Annotated in this window: 14 protein-coding genes; 13 read left to right on the top strand and 1 reads right to left on the bottom strand. The window is 61.3% G+C overall.

Annotated features, from left to right (window positions below):
- Window positions 1–94: 94 nt before the first annotated feature.
- Window positions 95–280 (top strand): RES domain-containing protein, encoded by a 186-nt coding sequence (locus tag HLG70_RS07425; RefSeq protein ID WP_284143638.1) that lies wholly within the window; start codon window positions 95–97, stop codon window positions 278–280.
- A 61-nt stretch (window positions 281–341) separates the two neighbouring features.
- Here the strand turns inward: HLG70_RS07425 and HLG70_RS07420 are convergent, their stop codons facing one another.
- Window positions 342–587 (bottom strand): helix-turn-helix domain-containing protein, encoded by a 246-nt coding sequence (locus HLG70_RS07420; protein ID WP_171662380.1) that lies wholly within the window; start codon window positions 585–587, stop codon window positions 342–344.
- A 934-nt stretch (window positions 588–1521) separates the two neighbouring features.
- Between HLG70_RS07420 and HLG70_RS07415 the strand changes: the two genes are divergently transcribed.
- The 12 genes from HLG70_RS07415 (at window position 1522) to HLG70_RS07360 (ending at window position 18444) form a co-directional block, all read left to right on the top strand.
- Window positions 1522–2778, top strand: coding sequence for a type II toxin-antitoxin system HipA family toxin (locus HLG70_RS07415; protein ID WP_171662381.1), 1257 nt, complete (start codon window positions 1522–1524; stop codon window positions 2776–2778).
- 1225 nt (window positions 2779–4003) lie between these two features.
- Window positions 4004–5164, top strand: a complete 1161-nt coding sequence (gene wecB, locus HLG70_RS07410) for a non-hydrolyzing UDP-N-acetylglucosamine 2-epimerase (protein ID WP_171662382.1) — start codon at window positions 4004–4006, stop codon at window positions 5162–5164.
- A gap of 26 nt (window positions 5165–5190) precedes the next feature.
- Window positions 5191–7401, top strand: a complete 2211-nt coding sequence (locus HLG70_RS07405) for a cellulose biosynthesis cyclic di-GMP-binding regulatory protein BcsB (protein WP_171662383.1) — start codon at window positions 5191–5193, stop codon at window positions 7399–7401.
- Between the two features lie 21 nt (window positions 7402–7422).
- Window positions 7423–9126, top strand: a complete 1704-nt coding sequence (locus HLG70_RS07400) for a glycosyl transferase family protein (protein ID WP_171662384.1) — start codon at window positions 7423–7425, stop codon at window positions 9124–9126.
- A gap of 65 nt (window positions 9127–9191) precedes the next feature.
- Window positions 9192–11339 (top strand): NfrA family protein, encoded by a 2148-nt coding sequence (locus tag HLG70_RS07395; RefSeq protein WP_213697163.1) that lies wholly within the window; start codon window positions 9192–9194, stop codon window positions 11337–11339.
- Between the two features lie 8 nt (window positions 11340–11347).
- Window positions 11348–12049, top strand: coding sequence for an alginate O-acetyltransferase AlgF (locus HLG70_RS07390; RefSeq protein ID WP_171662386.1), 702 nt, complete (start codon window positions 11348–11350; stop codon window positions 12047–12049).
- 49 nt (window positions 12050–12098) lie between these two features.
- The gene (locus HLG70_RS07385) at window positions 12099–13082 is read left to right on the top strand and encodes an alginate O-acetyltransferase AlgX-related protein (RefSeq protein ID WP_171662387.1); all 984 of its coding nucleotides are present in this window, start codon (window positions 12099–12101) and stop codon (window positions 13080–13082) included.
- 128 nt (window positions 13083–13210) lie between these two features.
- Complete coding sequence (locus HLG70_RS07380) at window positions 13211–14191, top strand: alginate O-acetyltransferase AlgX-related protein (RefSeq protein ID WP_234102993.1); 981 nt, start codon at window positions 13211–13213, stop codon at window positions 14189–14191.
- Between the two features lie 30 nt (window positions 14192–14221).
- A complete protein-coding gene (locus tag HLG70_RS07375) occupies window positions 14222–16111 on the top strand; it encodes an HAD-IIIC family phosphatase (RefSeq protein WP_171662389.1) in 1890 nt (629 codons plus the stop codon).
- Entirely contained in the window at window positions 16108–16359 is a 252-nt protein-coding gene (locus HLG70_RS07370; RefSeq protein WP_171662390.1) for an acyl carrier protein, read from the top strand. Before HLG70_RS07375 ends, HLG70_RS07370 begins: the two co-directional genes overlap by 4 nt.
- A gap of 55 nt (window positions 16360–16414) precedes the next feature.
- Window positions 16415–18007 (top strand): MBOAT family O-acyltransferase, encoded by a 1593-nt coding sequence (locus HLG70_RS07365; protein WP_171662391.1) that lies wholly within the window; start codon window positions 16415–16417, stop codon window positions 18005–18007.
- Window positions 18008–18027: 20 nt separating this feature from the next.
- On the top strand, window positions 18028–18444 hold the full coding sequence (locus HLG70_RS07360) for a VOC family protein (RefSeq protein ID WP_171662392.1): 417 nt from the start codon (window positions 18028–18030) through the stop codon (window positions 18442–18444).
- Window positions 18445–18450: the final 6 nt, after the last annotated feature.

The following is an 18450-nucleotide window of genomic DNA, read 5'->3' as shown; positions in this document are numbered from 1 at the left end:
AATTCCACTCTGAACTGCCTCCGGAACGTTGGACAAAGTCCGACCTACGGGGGCATGTCAAGAGGAGCTGACCAGACCTGTCATCCCAACTCGAGTGGCGATCGACTATGTGCCAATCCAGTATTTGTGTGAGCTCATAAAAAAGCAGGGCTGGGACGGAGTGGTGTACCGGAGCTCGGTTGGAACTGGCATGAACATGGCTTTGTTCGATCCGAATCACGCAGTCGGTCGGGGTGTCATGCAGAAGTGGGCGTCCCAAGTGAACGTGGTTGTCGACTGAATCTGAGATAACAAACTGCCGTATAGGACTGCAAGTCCGATGGCCGTGCGATCGCCTGCTCCTATAGATCCGCGGCAGCCATCAGATCGCTTGGCTTGCAGTCCAGTGCGGCGCAAATACGAATCAGATTTAAGAGGGTGAGGTTTCTCTCGCCGCGCTCGATTCGACCCATGTGACTGCGGTCGATTCCTGATCGAAGCGCAAGCCCTTCCTGGGAAAGCTCAAGATGCTTCCTGCGGGCGCGGATCGCCGTCCCAATGGCTGCGAGGTTGTGATCGTCGTCAGTTTTTGCCGAAGTTCTTTGCATCCGTGGATCGTGTCGATTCACGGTAATTAGGGCCACGGCATTTACGGCCCATTTGCTCTATGATGGCAGTTTTGGTCGTTCACACCTGCCATGTTTGTTACCGACGATTCATGGAAGCACCCTCGCGGCGTCCCTTCGCGTCGGCAAGGTATGCAAAACCGTTGGATGTGCATGTGCCCACATCAGGCGCTGTTTCTGCTGCGTCGGGTCAAAAGAGGAGTGCTGCGTATGGACGCTCCGGCCGGCATCGTCAGAGGCGGGGCTCGGTTGTATGAAGTGACCGACGACCTAGGGGAGAAGCCCACCCAAGTTCGTATGCTTTGGGGAGGCAAGATATCCTCAGTCGTAGAGCTGTACATCCAGCGACCGGAAGGAAAGCCCCGGCCTACCCGTTATGGCTACCGCGCTAGCCAAGGTGCAGTGAAGCCGATACCTCCGGACACCACGACCTTCGCGCCCCAGGACTACGTTGACGCCGCGTGCTGTCGGGTATTTTTTTCCCCAACAAGAAGCAAACTTCGATCCTGGTGGTGAGCATGGGTGAAAACCATAAGAATCTTGACCAGTTATGCGAGCGTCATCCCGGCTTCGGGCTTAGTCCGCAATCGGTCACCTGTGGTGCAGGATGGCTCCCTCTGCTCGAAGCTGCACTGCTAGAGTTGGAGGATCTCCAAAAGTTGACTCCGGGTCTCCAATTCTCCGTGCTACAAGCGACAGAAAAGTTTGGCGCCCTTCGTCTTTACATCAGCGTGCCTAACGGGACGCGTGCGGATGTAGAAGATGTCGGAGCCTTGATTAGCCGGGCCGAGCAACGCTCGAGAACGGTTTGTGAGCGCTGCGGAGCAGCGGCGGTGGTAAGGGAGCGGGCAGGGTGGTTGAGCACACGCTGCACGGCGTGCTTCCGGAGTAGTAATCAAGTCGGAAACGACGAGGAATGAGCAGTACGCTACAGATCTGCCACGGGACGGCAAGAATTGGCCATATGGCGTACACAAGTGAGGAGTGCGCGTACCTTGCGGAGGAGCACCCTATCGTTGCTTCACCGTCCCCAATAGCCTTGCAGTACGCGCGTTCAACAAAGGGGGCACTGCCGCCATTCCTCGAAGTTTCATTGCCTGAAGGACACATGAGGCGCGCTATGCTGGGGCGTATGGAGAGGAGGGGAGAGCCGGGCGATTTTGCATTGCTACGCGCCGTGGGCGGCAACATGATCGGCCTGGTCCGGGCGGCCGACTCCCAAGCACTTGCTCCGCGGGCGAACGATGAACTGCGGTTGAACGTCGTCCAGGCGCTTCAAATGGAAGAGGGCGAACTTCTAGACCTGGCATTCGGATCGGGAAAGGCGTGGCCTGGCGTCTCTGGCGGTTTTATGAAGCTTTTAGTCACTAGCCCTGCAGCGCCGCAGGTCGGTCGAGACCGTCATTGGATCGTCAAGCTAGCAGACCGCGATCGTCCCGGCCTGTGCGCAATTGAACATTTCGGTATGTGCGCGGCACGATCGATGGGACTCGAAGTTCCGCAGACCATCATCTCGGATGACTACTCGCGCTTCATGGTCGAGCGGTTCGACTTTGACTCCAGAGCCGAGCGACTTGGCTTCGTAGATATGTGCGCGATCAGTGGCTTGCCAGCAACCGAAAAGTACGCCAGTTCAGCCGAACGAATCGTAGGGATGCTTGACGCGGCTTGTGGTTCGACGGCAGCAGCATCCAGCCTAGAAAAGTTCTTTGCTCAGTACTTACTGGCTAGCGTCATCCGGAACGGAGATGCGCACCTCAAGAACTTTGGGTTGTTGTACGGACAGGGCCGTCCAGCAGCTCTTTCGCCTGTTTACGACATGCTTAGCATGGCGGTTTATGCGCCAAAGCGTAATGACGGTGATGCCGATGATGGAATGGCGTTGACTCTCAATGGAAGCCGTCGGTGGCCCACGCCAGTGATGCTCAGCGGCTTAGCTCGACGCTGCAGAGTGTCGCACGAACGCGAAGCAGTTTGGATTGATCGCCTAGTGAGAGCGCTTGTAGACAACGCGAAAGAAGTAACCAAAAAAAAGACACAGGAAGGCCTGGCCCCCGCTGGAAGGGAGGCTGTTGCCAGGATGTTGGAGCTTTGGGCCATCGGTCTAGGGTCTTACAGCTCAACAGCAGCCAAACTTGTTCGAGAGATTTCTCGGGAGGCTATGGTGCATTAGCCCGTGACAAAGGGGCAACTGAGCGCTGGCTCTCCTCGGATAGGGAGCAAGATCGTGGCCGGTGATTGAGTGCTCAATCGGGAATTCAGATCCGTCAACTACCAACAGCATGAGCTTCGTATCCGCCGAGTGTCGGTGCGCTGTGACACAAAAGTGGAGCAAACCGCGAAGGGTATGACACAAATTTGGCTTTTGCCCGGCGGGACAAGTCGAGGGTCGGCTTTTGACAGAAAAGTGGAGATTTGGAGCCACATTTCTGTCAACCGACTATGGGCAGACGGGGGATGGGTCGAGGCACTGTTGTGCTTCTTACGACGTTATACGCATAATGTGTATTATGTAAAGTACGGTCCGGGTCAATTCCTCCGAAAGCTGCCCTTCGGCCATTCAGGACAATCCGTACACGCTTCTCAGGGAAACAGTCCGCACTGATGATCTAGCCAGATCAAGCTCCGACTACAACGGCGGAGACCTTTGATGGGCGCTGCACGAGCCTCCCGCGGTTGCATGAGTTCAACAACCCCCCAATTCATTGGCGGCGTTATAGAGAGCGACCGCCCAGAAGTCCCGCTCTCGGGTCTGGGCGTTTGTGGGCGCTTGCGCGCGTCCCTTTACGCCGGGGCGTTGCCTGCGGCGCAATCCTGCCGGAATGGCCGCCCATCCCTGCTCCCGCCAACCTCCAGCGCCTGGCAAACCTTACGTCTTTACGGCCGGCCATCCTGGATTCGATCGCCGCCGCGCTTTCGCGATCGCATTTCCCGAAAGAAACGGCGGCCCAACGATCACCGCCGTCCACTTGCGGGACCTTTCGCGAACCTGGTCTCCGGTTGCGAATGAACAACAAAGATGGAGCCTGGCCGGGGGCTTGGCGCCGCTATTCCATGACATCCCCTAACATAGCGTAGCGGCGTTGTTTACGAGGGTAATCCCCAGGTAGATTACTATTTATGTCGGAATGTTGATTTAATTTGAAACAATTTCCGCGCCCGAGCGCGACACGCCCTAGCCCTCAATGGTCAAGAATCGTCAAGAACAGGGCAGTTAGCGTTCGAATGATGGATGATTCGCCCCATGCAATGCATGGGTTCGTAACGTTAGTGACAATCAGCAGCTTAATTCCGACAGAAAAGCGGATCTGGTTACACGTTTGACTACCTTTGCATCAGAGAATCGTACAGATCCGCTCTTTACGTTTACCCGTAGACCTGTCGTATAAGTTGCACGCATGAAAGTACTTTCAATTTTTGGAACGCGCCCGGAAGCCATCAAGATGGCTCCCTTGGTAACCGCCCTACAGAAAGAAGCAGGCCTTCAAAACGTAGTTTGCGTGACCGGGCAACACCGCGAGATGCTGGATCAAGTCATGGCGCTGTTTGATCTGCGCGCAGACTACGACCTGGGCATCATGGTGCCCAACCAGACCCTCAACGGGCTGTACGCACGACTCATCAGTCGCGTTGACCATGTCCTGGAAGAAGAAAAGCCTGACTACGTCCTAGTTCACGGGGACACCAGCACGGCCTCGGCCTGCGCCTTGGCCTCGTTTCACCGGCGTATTCCCATCGGCCACGTGGAGGCAGGTTTGCGTACCGGCGACCTGGCCACGCCCTTTCCCGAAGAAATGAACCGCCGCGTCGTCGATGCCGTCGGCGACTGGCTTTTTGCCCCCACGGCCCAATCCCGTGAAAACCTGCTGCGCGAAAACCTGTCGGGCCGGATCTCCGTGACGGGCAATACGGTCATCGATGCCCTGGCGATGACCTGCGAAAAGCTGCGCACCGACGCCGCGTTGTCGCAACGCCTCGCGCAGCGCTACACCTGGATTGATCCCGAACGCAAACTACTGCTTGTGACCGGCCATCGCCGGGAGAGTTTTGGTGACGGCTTCAAGAACATCTGCGCTGCCCTAGCCGAGTTGGCCCGGCGGGATGGCCTGCAGATCGTATATCCCGTCCACCTGAACCCCTACGTGCGCGGGGTGGTCATGACCGAGCTGGCGGGATTGAACAATCTCCATTTGATAGAGCCGCTGGATTACCTGGATTTCGTGTGGTTCATGCAGCGCGCCCACCTGATCCTGACTGACTCTGGAGGCGTGCAGGAAGAGGCGCCCTACCTCGGAAAGCCCGTATTGGTCATGCGCGACGTGACCGAGCGCCCCGAAGCCGTGCAAGCCGGCACGGTTGCGTTGGTCGGCACGAATCGGGAGCAGATCGTGCGGGGAGTCGACCGCTTGCTCGACGATCCCCAGCACTACGACACGTTCTGCCGTCGCATCAATCCCTATGGCGATGGGCGAGCCAGTGCGCGCATCGTTGCCGCGCTTTGCGGCCGCAAGGTCGACGAGTTCGACCCCGCTGCGTCCGTCGTAGCGCCTCGCTTCTAATACATCGTCAATTCCGCGGAGTCTCCATGTCATCGTCTATTCGCACACCCGCCACGCGCGTCCTCAATCGCGCCATGATTGCGGCCGGTTTGCTCATTCCCGTGGTGGCCATTGCCAGTCCGGCCAGCGACGCCTTGCGCCGTCAGCAAGCCGACTCCTGGGTGTCGCGCAGCACGGCCTTGTCGGACCTGGGCATTACGGCGCCTGTTGTCCTGGACAATGGCGATTCGCGCCACGACTTCTACCTGCCGGTTCCCAAAGGTGTGGTTCTGGACAACGCGGCAATCACGTTTGACGCCAGGTACTTGAAAGGCGAGTCCGGCCGCACCAACCTGGTGTTGTCGGTGGATGGGCAACCGGTCTCCGCCGAGAATATCGCCGACGGCAGCGGCCTTGTGAACCGCAATATTCCCGTGCAGGCGCGTGCTCGCTCCAATGGCTTCGTGCGCCTGGGCGTGGACTGGCACTCGAACGTTGGCCTGCGCCAGTGCGAAAGCAACCGCTCCACCGCTAATGCGCTGACCATCCTGCCGGAAAGCCGACTGACCTACCGTTACGACAGCGCGTCTGTCAGCAATCTGGATGATGCCTGGAGCACCCTCCCCGGCTCGCCCACCCTGTTGGTGGCCAGCAATAGCCTGGAAAAGCAGACCTTCGACAGCGCTTGGCGCATCGGTGTGGCGCTTGAACGGAGTGGCAAGCGCGTCATAGTGAAAGCCTTCCCGTCCGTGGGCGACGAGATCGATACGCGCGCGCTGAGCGTGCCTGGCGGGCTGGCCCCGCTACCGGCGTTCGCCGGTTTGGCCGGTCACGAGCACCACAAGATCGCGAACGCCGCCGAGATCGGCGCGCTGCTGGTGCTCAATGCCCCGGCGGTCGCGGGCGACGTGGTCATCGCGGACCCTGCCCTGCGCGGCAAGCTGAACGAAGCACTGGACGCGCTGAAGAGCCAGTTGGCCGCCGATGCCGACGCGCTGGAAGCATTCAATGCATGGCGCCAGGAACGTGCCCCCTTGGCAGCCTCCGATTTGCAAGCCAGGCAGATCCGCCTGACGTCGCTGGGCAAGCAGCCCGTCATTGCCATCGCGCCAGATGCCGGTGCGCAAGCGGCTGGCGTGTTCGACGCCTACTGGCGCCGGATCCTGAGCTCGCGCCAAGTGACGGTGCAAACCGCCACCCCTCCCAATCTGGAAGACCGTCAGGCGGTGCGCCTGATGGCGCTGGGCGGCTCGTCGGATAGCTTCGACGTGGTGGCCAAGGGCGATTGGACCGCCAATTTCGCCCTTAGCGCGGTCTCGGTGGACGGACGCATGCCCGCCGAGCTGGTGATTGACGTGGCTTCGGCGCCGGGAGCCTCGAGCACCCGGCCAGTCGCCTCGGTGTTCTGGAACGGGATTCTGCTGGGCGCCAAGCAGCTTGATGCCGATGGCCGCGCCGAGCGCATCACCGCCCGCGTGCCCGGCTATGTCCTGGGCGTGAACAACTCGGTGCGCGTTTCCTTCCAGCGCCAGCCTGTGTCGGTGGATTGCAATGAGGTGCCGCAAGGCTACCCGGTCAATGTGTTGCCCTCCAGCCATGTCAAACCAGGCGATGCGGAACCCGATGGCACGTTCGTCGGCCTGCTCCCCCTGATGGCTGGCTCGCCGCAACTGATCGTGCCCGAAAGCTACCTGGCCGCTGCCCCCGACAACATCAAGCGGGTGATTGGCATTGCTTCGGCAAGCGGCCTGTCGCCCACACGGGCCGAACTGACGGTGGCCGCCGCCGGCCAGCCTGTCAAGCCTTCCAAGCCTTTCCTTTCCATGGAAGTGGCGCTTGACGGCTTCAAGCCCAAGGTGCTTGTGACCGACAACACGCAACTGCGCATCGACGGCAAGGACACCCCCTGGCTGGATATCACAGGCCTGCAGCGCCTGAGCACCGCGGAAGTCGCCCGATCGTCCGACCAACACGGCATGCTCTGGAACGCGTTGGGCAAGCAGACCGGTACCCTGGACCAGCCGTTCGTCCTGAACCGGGGCAACGTGGCCATCATCGGCCCCAACGGTCCGGTGGCCTGGATAGACAGCTCGAACCCGGATGCCAGCCAGCCCCCCGGTGCGGGAGAGAGCGCGTTCTTTGAATGGCGCCGCTATATCTCGTGGGGCGTGCCGGCGATCAGCTTCGCATTGCTTGCCTTCCTGCTGATCCTGATTCTTGCGCTGCGCGCCAGCCGCAAGAACCGCAAGAGCCACTAAGGGCCAGGAAACCAAGGCGACATGTCCTCGCTCTATTGGCCTTATCTCATCGCCGACTACTACCGCGGCCTGGAAATCGTGACCGCGGTAGTGGGCGTGATCATCCTGCTGTCGAGCCTGGATGATCTGTTCATCGACCTCTGGTATTGGGTACGCGAGGCTTATCGGTCCCTGACCGTCAAGCGCAAGTACCAGCCTCTGACGACGGCGCAATTACGAGCCAAGGAGGAGCAGCCTCTGGCGATCATGGTGCCTGCATGGCTGGAATACGATGTGATCGCCTCCATGCTCGAGACCATGGTGTCGACATTGGAATACAAGAACTACATGATCTTTGTCGGCACCTACCAGAACGATGAGCGCACCATCAAGGAGGTGGAGCGCATGCGCCGGCGATATCGCCAATTGATCCGCGTGGAGGTGCCCCATGACGGGCCGACTTGCAAAGCCGACTGCCTGAATTGGATCGTACAGGCCATCTTTGCGCAGGACCAGAAGCAAGCCGTGCCGTTTGCCGGCGTCATTCTGCATGACAGCGAAGACGTGCTGCACCCGCTGGAACTGAAGTACTACAACTACCTGCTGCCGCGTATCGACTTTGTACAGCTACCCGTGACCTCGCTGGAACGCGACTGGTACGAACTGGTCGCGGGCACGTACATGGACGAGTTCGCCGAATGGCATACCAAGGACCTGGTGGTGCGTGAAAGCATGTCGCGCATGGTGCCTTCCGCCGGCGTTGGCACCTGCTTCTCGCGCAAGGCCCTGGTGCAGTTGGCGGCCGAGACCAACAACCAGCCATTCAACACCGATACGCTGACAGAAGACTACGACATCGGGACTCGCCTGGCGCGGCGCGGCATGAAACAGATCTTCGGCAAATTCCCGGTGGAGTACATCGCGCGGCGCACTTCGTGGTTCGGTTTTGGCCCCGAGAAGATTTCAACGCTGTCGATGCCGCTGGGGGTTCGCGAGTACTTTCCCAACACGTTTCGCACCGCCTACCGGCAAAAGGCCCGGTGGACGCTGGGCATCGGCCTGCAAGGCTGGCAGCAGGTGGGCTGGTCGGGATCGCTTGCCACCAAGTACCTGCTGTTTCGCGACCGCAAGGGTCTGGCGACGTCGTTCATCGCGATCCTGGCCTACGTCCTGTTGGCCAACTTCATGCTGTTCTACATCCTGGATCTGCTGGGGGTATGGCGCGTCTACTACCCGTCGATGTTCCCGCCCGGCGGTTGGCTAGTGACCCTGATGTGGGTGAACGCCATCGCCTTGCTGCTGCGCGTGGCGCAACGCTGCTACTTCGTGGGCCGTATGTATGGCTGGGAGCATGCCATCCTGGCGATTCCGCGCATGGTAGTGGGCAACTTCATCAATGCCATGGCCGCTGCCCGCGCCTGGCGGCTGTACCTGGGGCACCTGGTGACCGGACGCCGGCTGGCCTGGGACAAGACCATGCATGACTTCCCCTCCTCCGACCAGCTCGCGCAACAACGCCAACGCCTGGGAGACCTGCTGCTGTCCTGGCAGGCCATAGACGAGACCAAGCTGGCCTACGCCCTGGAATTGCAGTCGCGCGAACACAAGCCGCTGGGGGAAATCCTGCTCCAGCAAGGCTGGCTGGACGAAGCCACGTTGCATGAAGCGATTTCCTTTCAACAAGGGCTGGCGGGTCAATCGCCCGAACCAGCGCCTTTTCCCGAAGAAAAACACGCCGCAAGATGACGCCGTTCCCCCGCTCGCTTCTACTGACTGTCGCATTGGCGTGCGCCTGGTCCGCGTATCCCGCCGTGGCCCAGACGTCCGTCCCTGCCGCCGAGGCTCCCCTGGAAGGAGAGGCGTTTCAACTGGGCGACGCCGCCTTCAAGGCCTACAACAAGCAGGATTACCGTTCGGCGCAAACCCTGGCCGAGCGTGCCCTGGCCTTGCGGCCCGACGTCACGCGCCTGTGGTTGTTGCGGATTTATTCCTTGCAGAACCAGGGCAAGACCCGGGAAGCGCTACAGGTGACCGAGCAGGCCATCGCGCAAGGCCATCGCGATCCAGGCTTGACCTCGGCCCGTGCGAACCTGAACGCCACGCTTCGGCAAGGCACGTCCGCCGCGGTACCCACGACGCAGGGTGTCGCCTGGAAACAGGCCGAGGCGGCCTATAAACAATACGCGGCAGGCCGCTATGCGGAAGCCGAGGATTCCGCCCGCAAGTCCTTGCGAATACAGCCGAACAACCCCGAGTTGCGCAGCCTGCTCGTGTATTCGTTGGAGCGCCAGGAAAAAAACAAGGAGGCGGCGGCCGAAGCGGATGCGGCACTGTTGCGCAGCCCCAAGGACGAAACCCTGCAGGCGCTGCGCGACCGCATGTACCGGCGCCTGGCGCCCGTGCCCGCGACCGCAGCCTGGGAAGCCTACCGCGAAAGTGAGTATGACAAGGCGGCCAAGCTGGCCCGGCTAGCCGTCACGCAGGCCCCCGATGTCCACAGCTACCAATACCTGCTGGCCGGTTCATTGCTTGCGGCAGGCGAATACGCCCAGGCCGAAAGCGCGGCCAGCAATGCGCTGTCGCAGGATGCCGATGACGCCTTGTCCATGACATTGCGCGGCTACGCCCGCCAGAAACTGAATCGAACCGATGACGCCCGCGCGGACCTGGACCGTGCGGCGGCGCAAGATTGGCTTTCCGAACAACAATTGGCAACGGTAAAGCGCATCGCCGCGGATACGCTGCGACAGCCCAAGGCGGGCGCCAGCCGAGTGGCGCGCCATTCCGCACCCGTGGTGTTTTGCACCACCGACGGGCAGGACGTGCTGTGCAGCCTGCTTCCGGCCGGCTCCAGCCTGACCGGCACGGGCCCAGGCTACGAAGCGGCGACCCAGGCCTATGACGCCCAGTCGCGGGGAGACTACGCAGCCGCGGCGCAGCGGGCGCGCGTGGCGGTCGAGGCCGATCCCGAGAACATTTCCTACCGCCTGCTTCTGGTCAATTCGCTGGCCTTGAGCGGGCAGAAGGCGCAAGCCCGCGAAGAATTCCAGCACATCGCCGCGCAGCCGCAGATTCCGCCCGAGAGCCTGCTGGATGCCGCGTACGCCGCGCAACGCCTGTCCTATAACGCTCTGGCCAGCGCCTGGTTCTCGCAGTCGATCGACGCAAGCGATGCAGGCCAGATCGAATTGGGCGATCAACCCCGCCTGAACGTCAGGCAGGCGGTCTCCGATCTGGACCGCACCTGGGGCGTGAATGCCGCGCTGGGCTATGGCACGGTCGGCGTGGTGAATTCGTCGTTCGCGCCTGCGCTGAGCCGGCGCCGCACGCTGCAGGCCTCCGAGGAAATCTACTGGCGTCCGCCCGGTCTTGGCCTGCGCGACGGCAGCACCTTCGAACTGTATGGCCGCGTGAATCAAACCCTGTACGACGGCACCGGCGGCGCCACGGGTCAATCCACGTGGCAAGGCGTACTGGGCGCTCGGTGGAAGCCTTTCGGGCGCCAGAATTTTGTCTTTGCCGTGGAGCGCTTCACGCCCATTGGATCCGACAGCCGCAGCGACTGGCTCTTGCGCGCCGCCTGGTCCGAAGGCGAAGGCGGCGGATTGCGCGCCGACAGATCCAACTGGGAATACTGGCAAATCTACGCCGAAGGCGACTATTTCATCGAGAATCCCCAGGTGCTGGGCACGGTCGAAGCCAGGTATGGCCGCGCCTATCTCGTTGCCAACAACCTGACGGTTACCCCTTACGCCGCACTCAATGCGAACTACGACAACCTGCTGGCCAACCGCTCGACGGTAGGCATCGGGCCGGGTGTCACCATGCGCTACTGGTTCCGCGAGGACAAGTACCATGCGCCCCAGTCCTTCGTCGATCTGAATGTGCAGTATCGCTTCGGCATTGCCGGCGATGATCGCTCCAATGGCATTTTTGCCGGTCTCTATTTTTCATACTGAGCCCCCTCATGCTGATTTCCCTGATCCGAGCCAACCTGAGTCGAATGATTGCCCCTTGCGCCGCACTGGGGCTGGTTGCCGGCCCCGCGCTGGCCGCGCCCGCCGATGACATCGCCCGCCTGTACGCCCTGCCCCCGGCGGGTTCGGCCTACGTGCGCATCGTCAACCCGACGGCGCAGACGCTCTCGATTCAATTGGGTGCTGGCGCCAAGGCCGTGCAATTGGCCCCGCGCGAGCAGATCGCGACCGACTATCGGGTCGTGACGGGTGGAAAGCCCCTGGCATTGCGTATCAACGGCAAGCCCGTTTCCAGCGACGTTATGGCGCCAGCCAGCGGTTTCGTGACTATGGTTGTCACCGTCCACGGCGATACGGCGAGCGTCAAGCCCATCGCCGATGCCGGCGAAGCCGCCGATGGCCTGAAAGCCGAACTTGCGGTCTACAACCTGGTTCCCGCTTGCGCGGCAAGCGTGTCGATCGCCAACGGCCCGACCGTGTTCAGCGAGGTAGCGGAAAACACGCGTGCCGCCCGCAGCATCAATCCGGTGTCCGCGGAACTGGTGGGCGCCTGCGCCGACAAACTATCCGCGCCCTTTCACTTACCCATGCTCAAGGCCGGCGACCGCTACAGCCTCTTCTTGGTGGGCACGGCCGCCTCGCCCGTCCTGATCGGACAGGAAAACCGCACCGAGCCGTATCGCGCTCCCTGAAGCCGGTTGGCCTACGCCCTTTCCCGAACCTAAGGATCATTCCCCGACCATGAAACATACCCCGACCGCTCTTCGCCCTTCGTGCACCTTTGTTGCCGGCCTGATACTCGCCGGTGCGATCCTGGCGCCGGCCGCCGCCCAGGCGCAGGCCGTGCTGATTGGCAAGGATGATTGGCTCTTCTACGCGCAAGACAATATCTCGGACGCAGGCAAGGCCGGCATCCAGAATTCGGTGGGCCTGATGCGCGCCGCGCGCGACGAGCTGGGAAAGCGCGGCATTGGCCTGGTGGTGCTGGTTGCACCGTTGAAGGCGCGGTTCTACGAAGACAAGTTGCCCGCGGGCCGCTCGATCTCCGCTGCGGCGAAAGACCGATACGCCAATATCATTGCCAGCCTGAACAGCGCTGACATCAAGACAGTGGACCTGATGCCGGTGCTCAAGAGCGTCGAGCACGATGACCAGACGGCATTCCTGCAAAAAGACTCGCACTGGACTGCCTGGAGCGCGGAAGCAGCGGCCCGCGCCACCGCCCAGACGATCACCGCAAGCTGGACTTTGAACGGCCAGGCCGGCGGCGGAACCAAGTTGGGAGCCTGGGTCAAGGAGCGCCGCTTCGGGGATTTTGCCGAGTTGATGACGGCCGCTCAACGCAAGTCCCTGGGTCAGCAGATCTATGTGGTTCGCGCCAACAAGGCTGATGCTTCCGGTTTGCTCGACAGCGCGGTCAATCCCGTGCATGTGGTGGGCAACAGCTTTGTGCAACCCTACCTGGGTTTTCCGCAGACCTTGTCCAGCGCGCTGGACCGCCCTGTCGGCCTGACTTGGAAATACGGCAATTTCGGCCCCTGGGCGGTTTTTCTCGATTATCTGAAGTCGCCTGCCTTCCAGCAAAGCCGTCCGCAAGTCGTGGTGTGGCAGCTCAATGAAGCGCAGATGCTCTACGGACCCAATACAAGCGGTCAATGGGACGCAGCATCGCTGATGACAGAAGCCGCCTGGCGTGAAGGCGTCGGCGCCGCGATCAACAAGTAAGCACCATGCAAACGCAAACTCCCGCGCGGACGCCCTCGCATCGAAAGTCCGCATTCTTTTTCGGAGCCCTGCTGACGATTGGACTGATCTGCGGTGTGGCCGAAAGCGTACGGGCGGACCTGGGCAGCATGAATGCCCGCGCCTGGATCGACGGCACCGCCGGCGCCAAGCTCAACGCCGCGCTCGTGTTGCCGTGGCGCGACAAGCTGGAGACGATCGATGCCTCATGGCGCTACCGCTTCCTGGGGCAACTGGGGCCCCAGGTTCAGGAAGGTTGTCCCGGCTGGCTGTTCTATGCTGACGGGATCCGGCCGCCGGTCGCGGACGCCGAATCGATCGTTGCCCGGCGCATCGAACTGATGCAACAACTGGCGAAACAACTGGAAGCCGCCAAGGTCCAGCTGCTGGTGGTTACAGTGCCGGACAAGTCGCGGATCGAAAGCGACGCGCTCTGCGGCCTGTCCAGGCCCGGCGCCATGACGGGGCGCCTGCCCCAGTGGCAGCAGGCGCTGCAGGCTGGCGGGGTTGCACATGTCGACTTGACCGATCCCTTGCAGGCCGCAGCCGCGCCCTTTTATCGCACGGACGTACACCTGAACCAGAACGGCGCCGCGCTGGCTGCCCAGACCGTGGCGGCGGCGGCCTTGCCGCTGGTCGGCGCGAAAGGTGATCAGCGCTATACCGTCGAATCGGCGGCAGCGGAGAAGCAAAGGATAGGCGACTTGCTGATCCTGGCCGGCCTGGAACATGCGCCCGCCCAGTGGCGGCCGGCGCCGGACGTTGAAATTCCGCAAAAATTCCAACTGGCCGCCTCGGGCGGACTGCTCGATGAAGGCCCTGCCGTGCAGGTGTTGCTGGCGGGAAGCTCCAACTCCCGCCGCAGCAATTTTGCGGAGCAGTTGGGCCAATCCCTTGGCCAACAGGTCTGGAACGTGAGCCGGGATGGCGGCAAGTTCGCCGATGCACTGATGCTGGCTCTTCAAAATCAAGCAACCTGGCCCAAGAGCCTGAGGCTGGTGATTTGGGAGATGTCCGAAATGTCGTTGGTCCAACCGCTGTCTGAGGAAGAACTCGCGGCGCTGCGCAAGACCGCCATAGCTGCTTCTTGAATCATTCGAGCCCCACACCACGAGGACTCCATGCCCGAATTGAATTGGTTACCCCGCACGCCCGATTGGCCGCAAGCGCTGGAAGAATTCTCGCGCCAGTCCGAGCCGAAATGGAGCGATCTGGTCAAACTGGCCAATGAGAATCTGGATTTTGTCCAGACCGCCAAGCTGGACAAGCGGCTGTTGAAGGCGTTCGGCGCCGCGCCGCCCGCAACCCTGACGTCGCGGCCGATCAAGCTGGCTGTGCTGGGCTCGTCCACCACCGACCAATTGCTGCCCGGTCTGCGCGTGGGCGCGCTGCGCCACAACCTGTGGGCCGATATCCATGTAACGCCTTACGCGCAGTACTTGCGCGAGGCGCTCGACCCCTCGTCAGACCTGCATGCCTATGGGCCTAACGCGGTGCTGTGCGCCTTTGACACCCAGCACCTGATCGGCGACGAGACGGCGCCGATGGGCATGGTCGAAGCCAACGAGAAGATTGCGTCGACCATCGGGAACCTGCGCACGTTGTGGCGCCGCCTGCGCGAAAGCTTCAACGCGCAGGTGATCCAGCAGACGTTGATGCCCACGCACCTTGCGCTGATGGGCAGTAACGAGCAAAGAATGCCCGGCTCGGGCCGTTGGCTGCTGCGCCGCCTGAATGAAGCCCTGCGCCAGGCCGCCGACGAGGAAGGCGTGGATATCCTGGCACTGGACGAGCAATGCGAACAGGATGGCCTGCAAGCGTGGCATGATCCGCGTTTGTGGTTGCGGGCCAAGCAATACGTCACGCCGCAAGCCAGTCCCGCCTACGGGGACCTGGTGGCGCGACTGATCGCGGCACGCCTGGGCATGAGCGCCAAATGCCTGGTGCTCGATCTGGACAATACCCTCTGGGGTGGCGTCATCGGCGACGACGGCGTGGAAAAGATCGTGCTGGGGCAAGGCAACGGCGAAGGAGAAGCCTTTGCCGCGTTCCAACGGTATGCGCGAGACATGACGCGACGCGGCATCATTCTTGCCGTTTGCTCGAAGAACGATGAAGAGAACGCGTTGCTGCCCTTCACGTCCCATCCCGAAATGGTGCTCAAGCGCGAAGACATTGCGTGCTTCGTGGCAAATTGGCAAGACAAGGCCAGCAACCTGCGCAGCATTGCGCAGCGGTTGAACATCGGCCTGGATGCGCTGGTCTTCGTGGACGACAATCCCTTCGAACGCAATCTGGTGCGCCGCGAATTGCCCATGGTTCGCGTTCCGGAAATGCCCGAGGACCCGGCGCTCTATGGCGCGACGGTCTCGCGGGCAGGCTATTTCGAGAGCACTTCACTGACCGACGCAGACCGCGAGCGCGCCCATCAGTACCAGGCCAATATCGAACGCGAAGCGCTGCGCACCAGCCAGAAGGACCTGGCCTCGTACCTGCAAAGTCTGAACATGGTGTTGGAATGGAACGTCTTCAACACCACCGACCTGCAACGCATCGTGCAATTGATCGGCAAGACCAATCAGTTCAATCTGACGACGCGGCGCCATGGCGAGGATGACGTCCGGGCCATGATGCGCGATCCGCGCTCGGTGCTGCTGCACTTCCGCCTGAAAGACAGCTTTGGCGACAACGGCATCATTGCGATCATTGCCGCCCTGCCCGATGCGTCCGGCGACTGGCGCATCGACACGTGGCTGATGAGCTGCCGTGTGCTCGGCCGCGAAGTGGAGCGGGCTACGCTGGGGGTACTCGTGGACGAGGCGCGCCGTGCCGGCGCCAAAAGGCTTATCGGGGAATACCTCCCGACGCCCAAGAATACGATGGTGAAGGATCACTATCGAAAGCTCGGTTTTTCCCTATTGAACGAAAATGAAAACGCCACGCAATGGGTGCTGGATCTTGACGTTTTCACTCCCCCTAGCGCACCCATGAAAATCAGGAGCATGACATGACCGATGCAGAAATCCTCAGCGCCTTGACGGATATTTTCCGCGACATCTTTGATGATGACACGGTGGAAGTCAACCTGGAATCGAGCGCGGCCGACTTCGACGCCTGGGACTCTCTGAGCAACGTGAACATCATGGTCGCCACCGAAATGCGCTTTGGCGTGCGCTTCAAGACGTCCGAAGTGGAAGGACTGCGCAACGTGGGCGAGCTCCTCGCTCTCATACGCAAGCAACTCTCCGCCCGGGCCTGAGTCCGCCGGAAATCCCGCCACCCTATTCAGCGTTTCCTTCTATAGACCGCCCAGTATGCTGTTCAACTCGTTGCCGTTCATGTTGATGTTCCTTCCGCTATCGCTGGGCGGATACTATCTTTTGGGGGCGATACGCCCGATGGCCGCCGCGGCCTGGCTGTGTATCGCCTCGCTGGTTTTCTATGGTTGGTGGGATCCGCACTTCGTCGTGCTCCTGCTTGCCTCGATCACATTCAACTACGTCGTGAGCCTGGGCATCCTGGCGACGGAATCCCGACCTCGCGCCCAGCTCTGGATCCTTGCGGGTGGAATCGTCGCGAACCTCTCGCTGCTGTTCTACTACAAGTATCTGGTCGCCCTGCTTGGCTTCCTGGGCGACTACGGCTTGGTCTCGCATAGCGTCAGCGATATGATTCTGCCGCTGGGCATTTCGTTCTTCACCTTCACGCAGCTGGGATTCCTGCTGGACTGCCGTGCTGGTGTGGTGCGCGAACGCGGCTTCGTGAGCTACGTGCTGTTCGTCACATTCTTCCCGCACCTGATTGCCGGCCCGATCCTGCATCACAAAGAAATGATGCCGCAGTTCGCCAACCGCGAGAACTACCGATTCAAGGCCGAGAACCTGTCCATTGGCGTCACGTTGTTCGTCATCGGCCTGGCCAAGAAGGTGTTGTTGGCCGACAGCATTGCCCCCTGGGCCGAGGCGGGCTTCAACCAGCCTGGCGATCAGCAATTCCTGGGGGCTTGGGGCACCGCCCTGGCGTATGCCCTGCAACTGTATTTCGACTTCTCCGGCTACTCTGACATGGCGATCGGGCTGGCGAAGATGTTCGGCATCAGCTTTCCGCTCAACTTCAATTCGCCCTTCAAGGCGACGGGCATCATAGAGTTCTGGCAGCGTTTTCACATGACGCTAACACGCTACCTGACCGCGTATCTCTACAACCCCGTGGCGCTGGCGGTCACCCGGGCGCGTGCCCGCAAGGGCCTGCCTGTGGGACGCAAGGCAACCAAGACCGTGCGCGGATTTAGCGGCATGATTCTGTTTCCCACCGTGTTCACGATGGGCCTGGCCGGCGTCTGGCATGGCGCTGGACTGCAATTCCTCATTTTCGGCCTGCTGCACGGCTTCTACCTGACCATCAATCACGCGTGGCGCCAGTTTGGCCCGGCGCGTGGCGAAACGTCGGGGTTCCTCGTTCGCGCCGGTTTCGTCCTGCTGACATTCCTGTGCGTGGTCGTCGCCTTGCTCTTTTTCCGTGCGCACAGCACCAGTGACGCGTTTTCCCTCATCGCCGGCATGATCGGGCTGCATGGCCTGGAATCGCTGCAACCTGTTCTTTTCCCCATCCAGGCTCTGCTTGGCGGCAGCGACGCGTGGACCTCTAGCGAAGTGATACGCCTGATGATCGAGCGTTGGAGCCAGGGATTGCTGATTGCGGCGCTCCTGGCCATCGTCTGGTGTGCGCCGAACTCGAATCAGATGATGAGCGTGTATGCGCCCTCGCTCGAAGGCGTCGATGACGTGGCGCCCCGCTGGCTGCGTTGGCGTCCCACCCTGTCCTGGGCGCTCATCACGGCGATGGTGCTGTTCTATGCCATGCTGCACCTGCATAAGACCGCAAGATTCCTGTACTTCCAGTTCTGACCGACTCATAAGCGAACGATATGCTCACCAAGCTAGGCTGCACCTTTCATCACCTTGGCGTCGCTTGCCGCGACCTTGACGCGGAGCAGCGTTGCTGGGAGACCCTGGGCTATACACTGGAGTCGCCTGAATTCGACGACCCGATCCAGCGCGTGCGCGGACGGTTCCTGGTGGGGCCGGGGCCGCGCCTGGAATTGCTGACGCCCACTGCGGCGGACTCGCCCGTGGAAGGCGTCATCAAGCGGCGCAACAAGATCTATCACCAGGCCTTTGAGACCACAGGCTTCGATGCTGCCTTGGAAGCGCTGGAAGACACGGGAGCCAGACGTACGGCAGAACCCGCAAGCGCCATTGCGTTTGGGGGCCGTCGTATCGTTTTCTTGTTCTTGCCCAACGGCAACCTGCTTGAACTCATCGAGGCCGCCGGAGGCGGCTAGGCGCGA

Source organism: Achromobacter deleyi (assembly GCF_013116765.2).
Classification (GTDB): Bacteria; Pseudomonadota; Gammaproteobacteria; order Burkholderiales; family Burkholderiaceae_B; genus Achromobacter; species Achromobacter deleyi_A.
The sequence above is the reverse complement of the archived record's forward strand: the minus strand, read 5'-3'. Positions and strand labels throughout refer to the sequence as shown.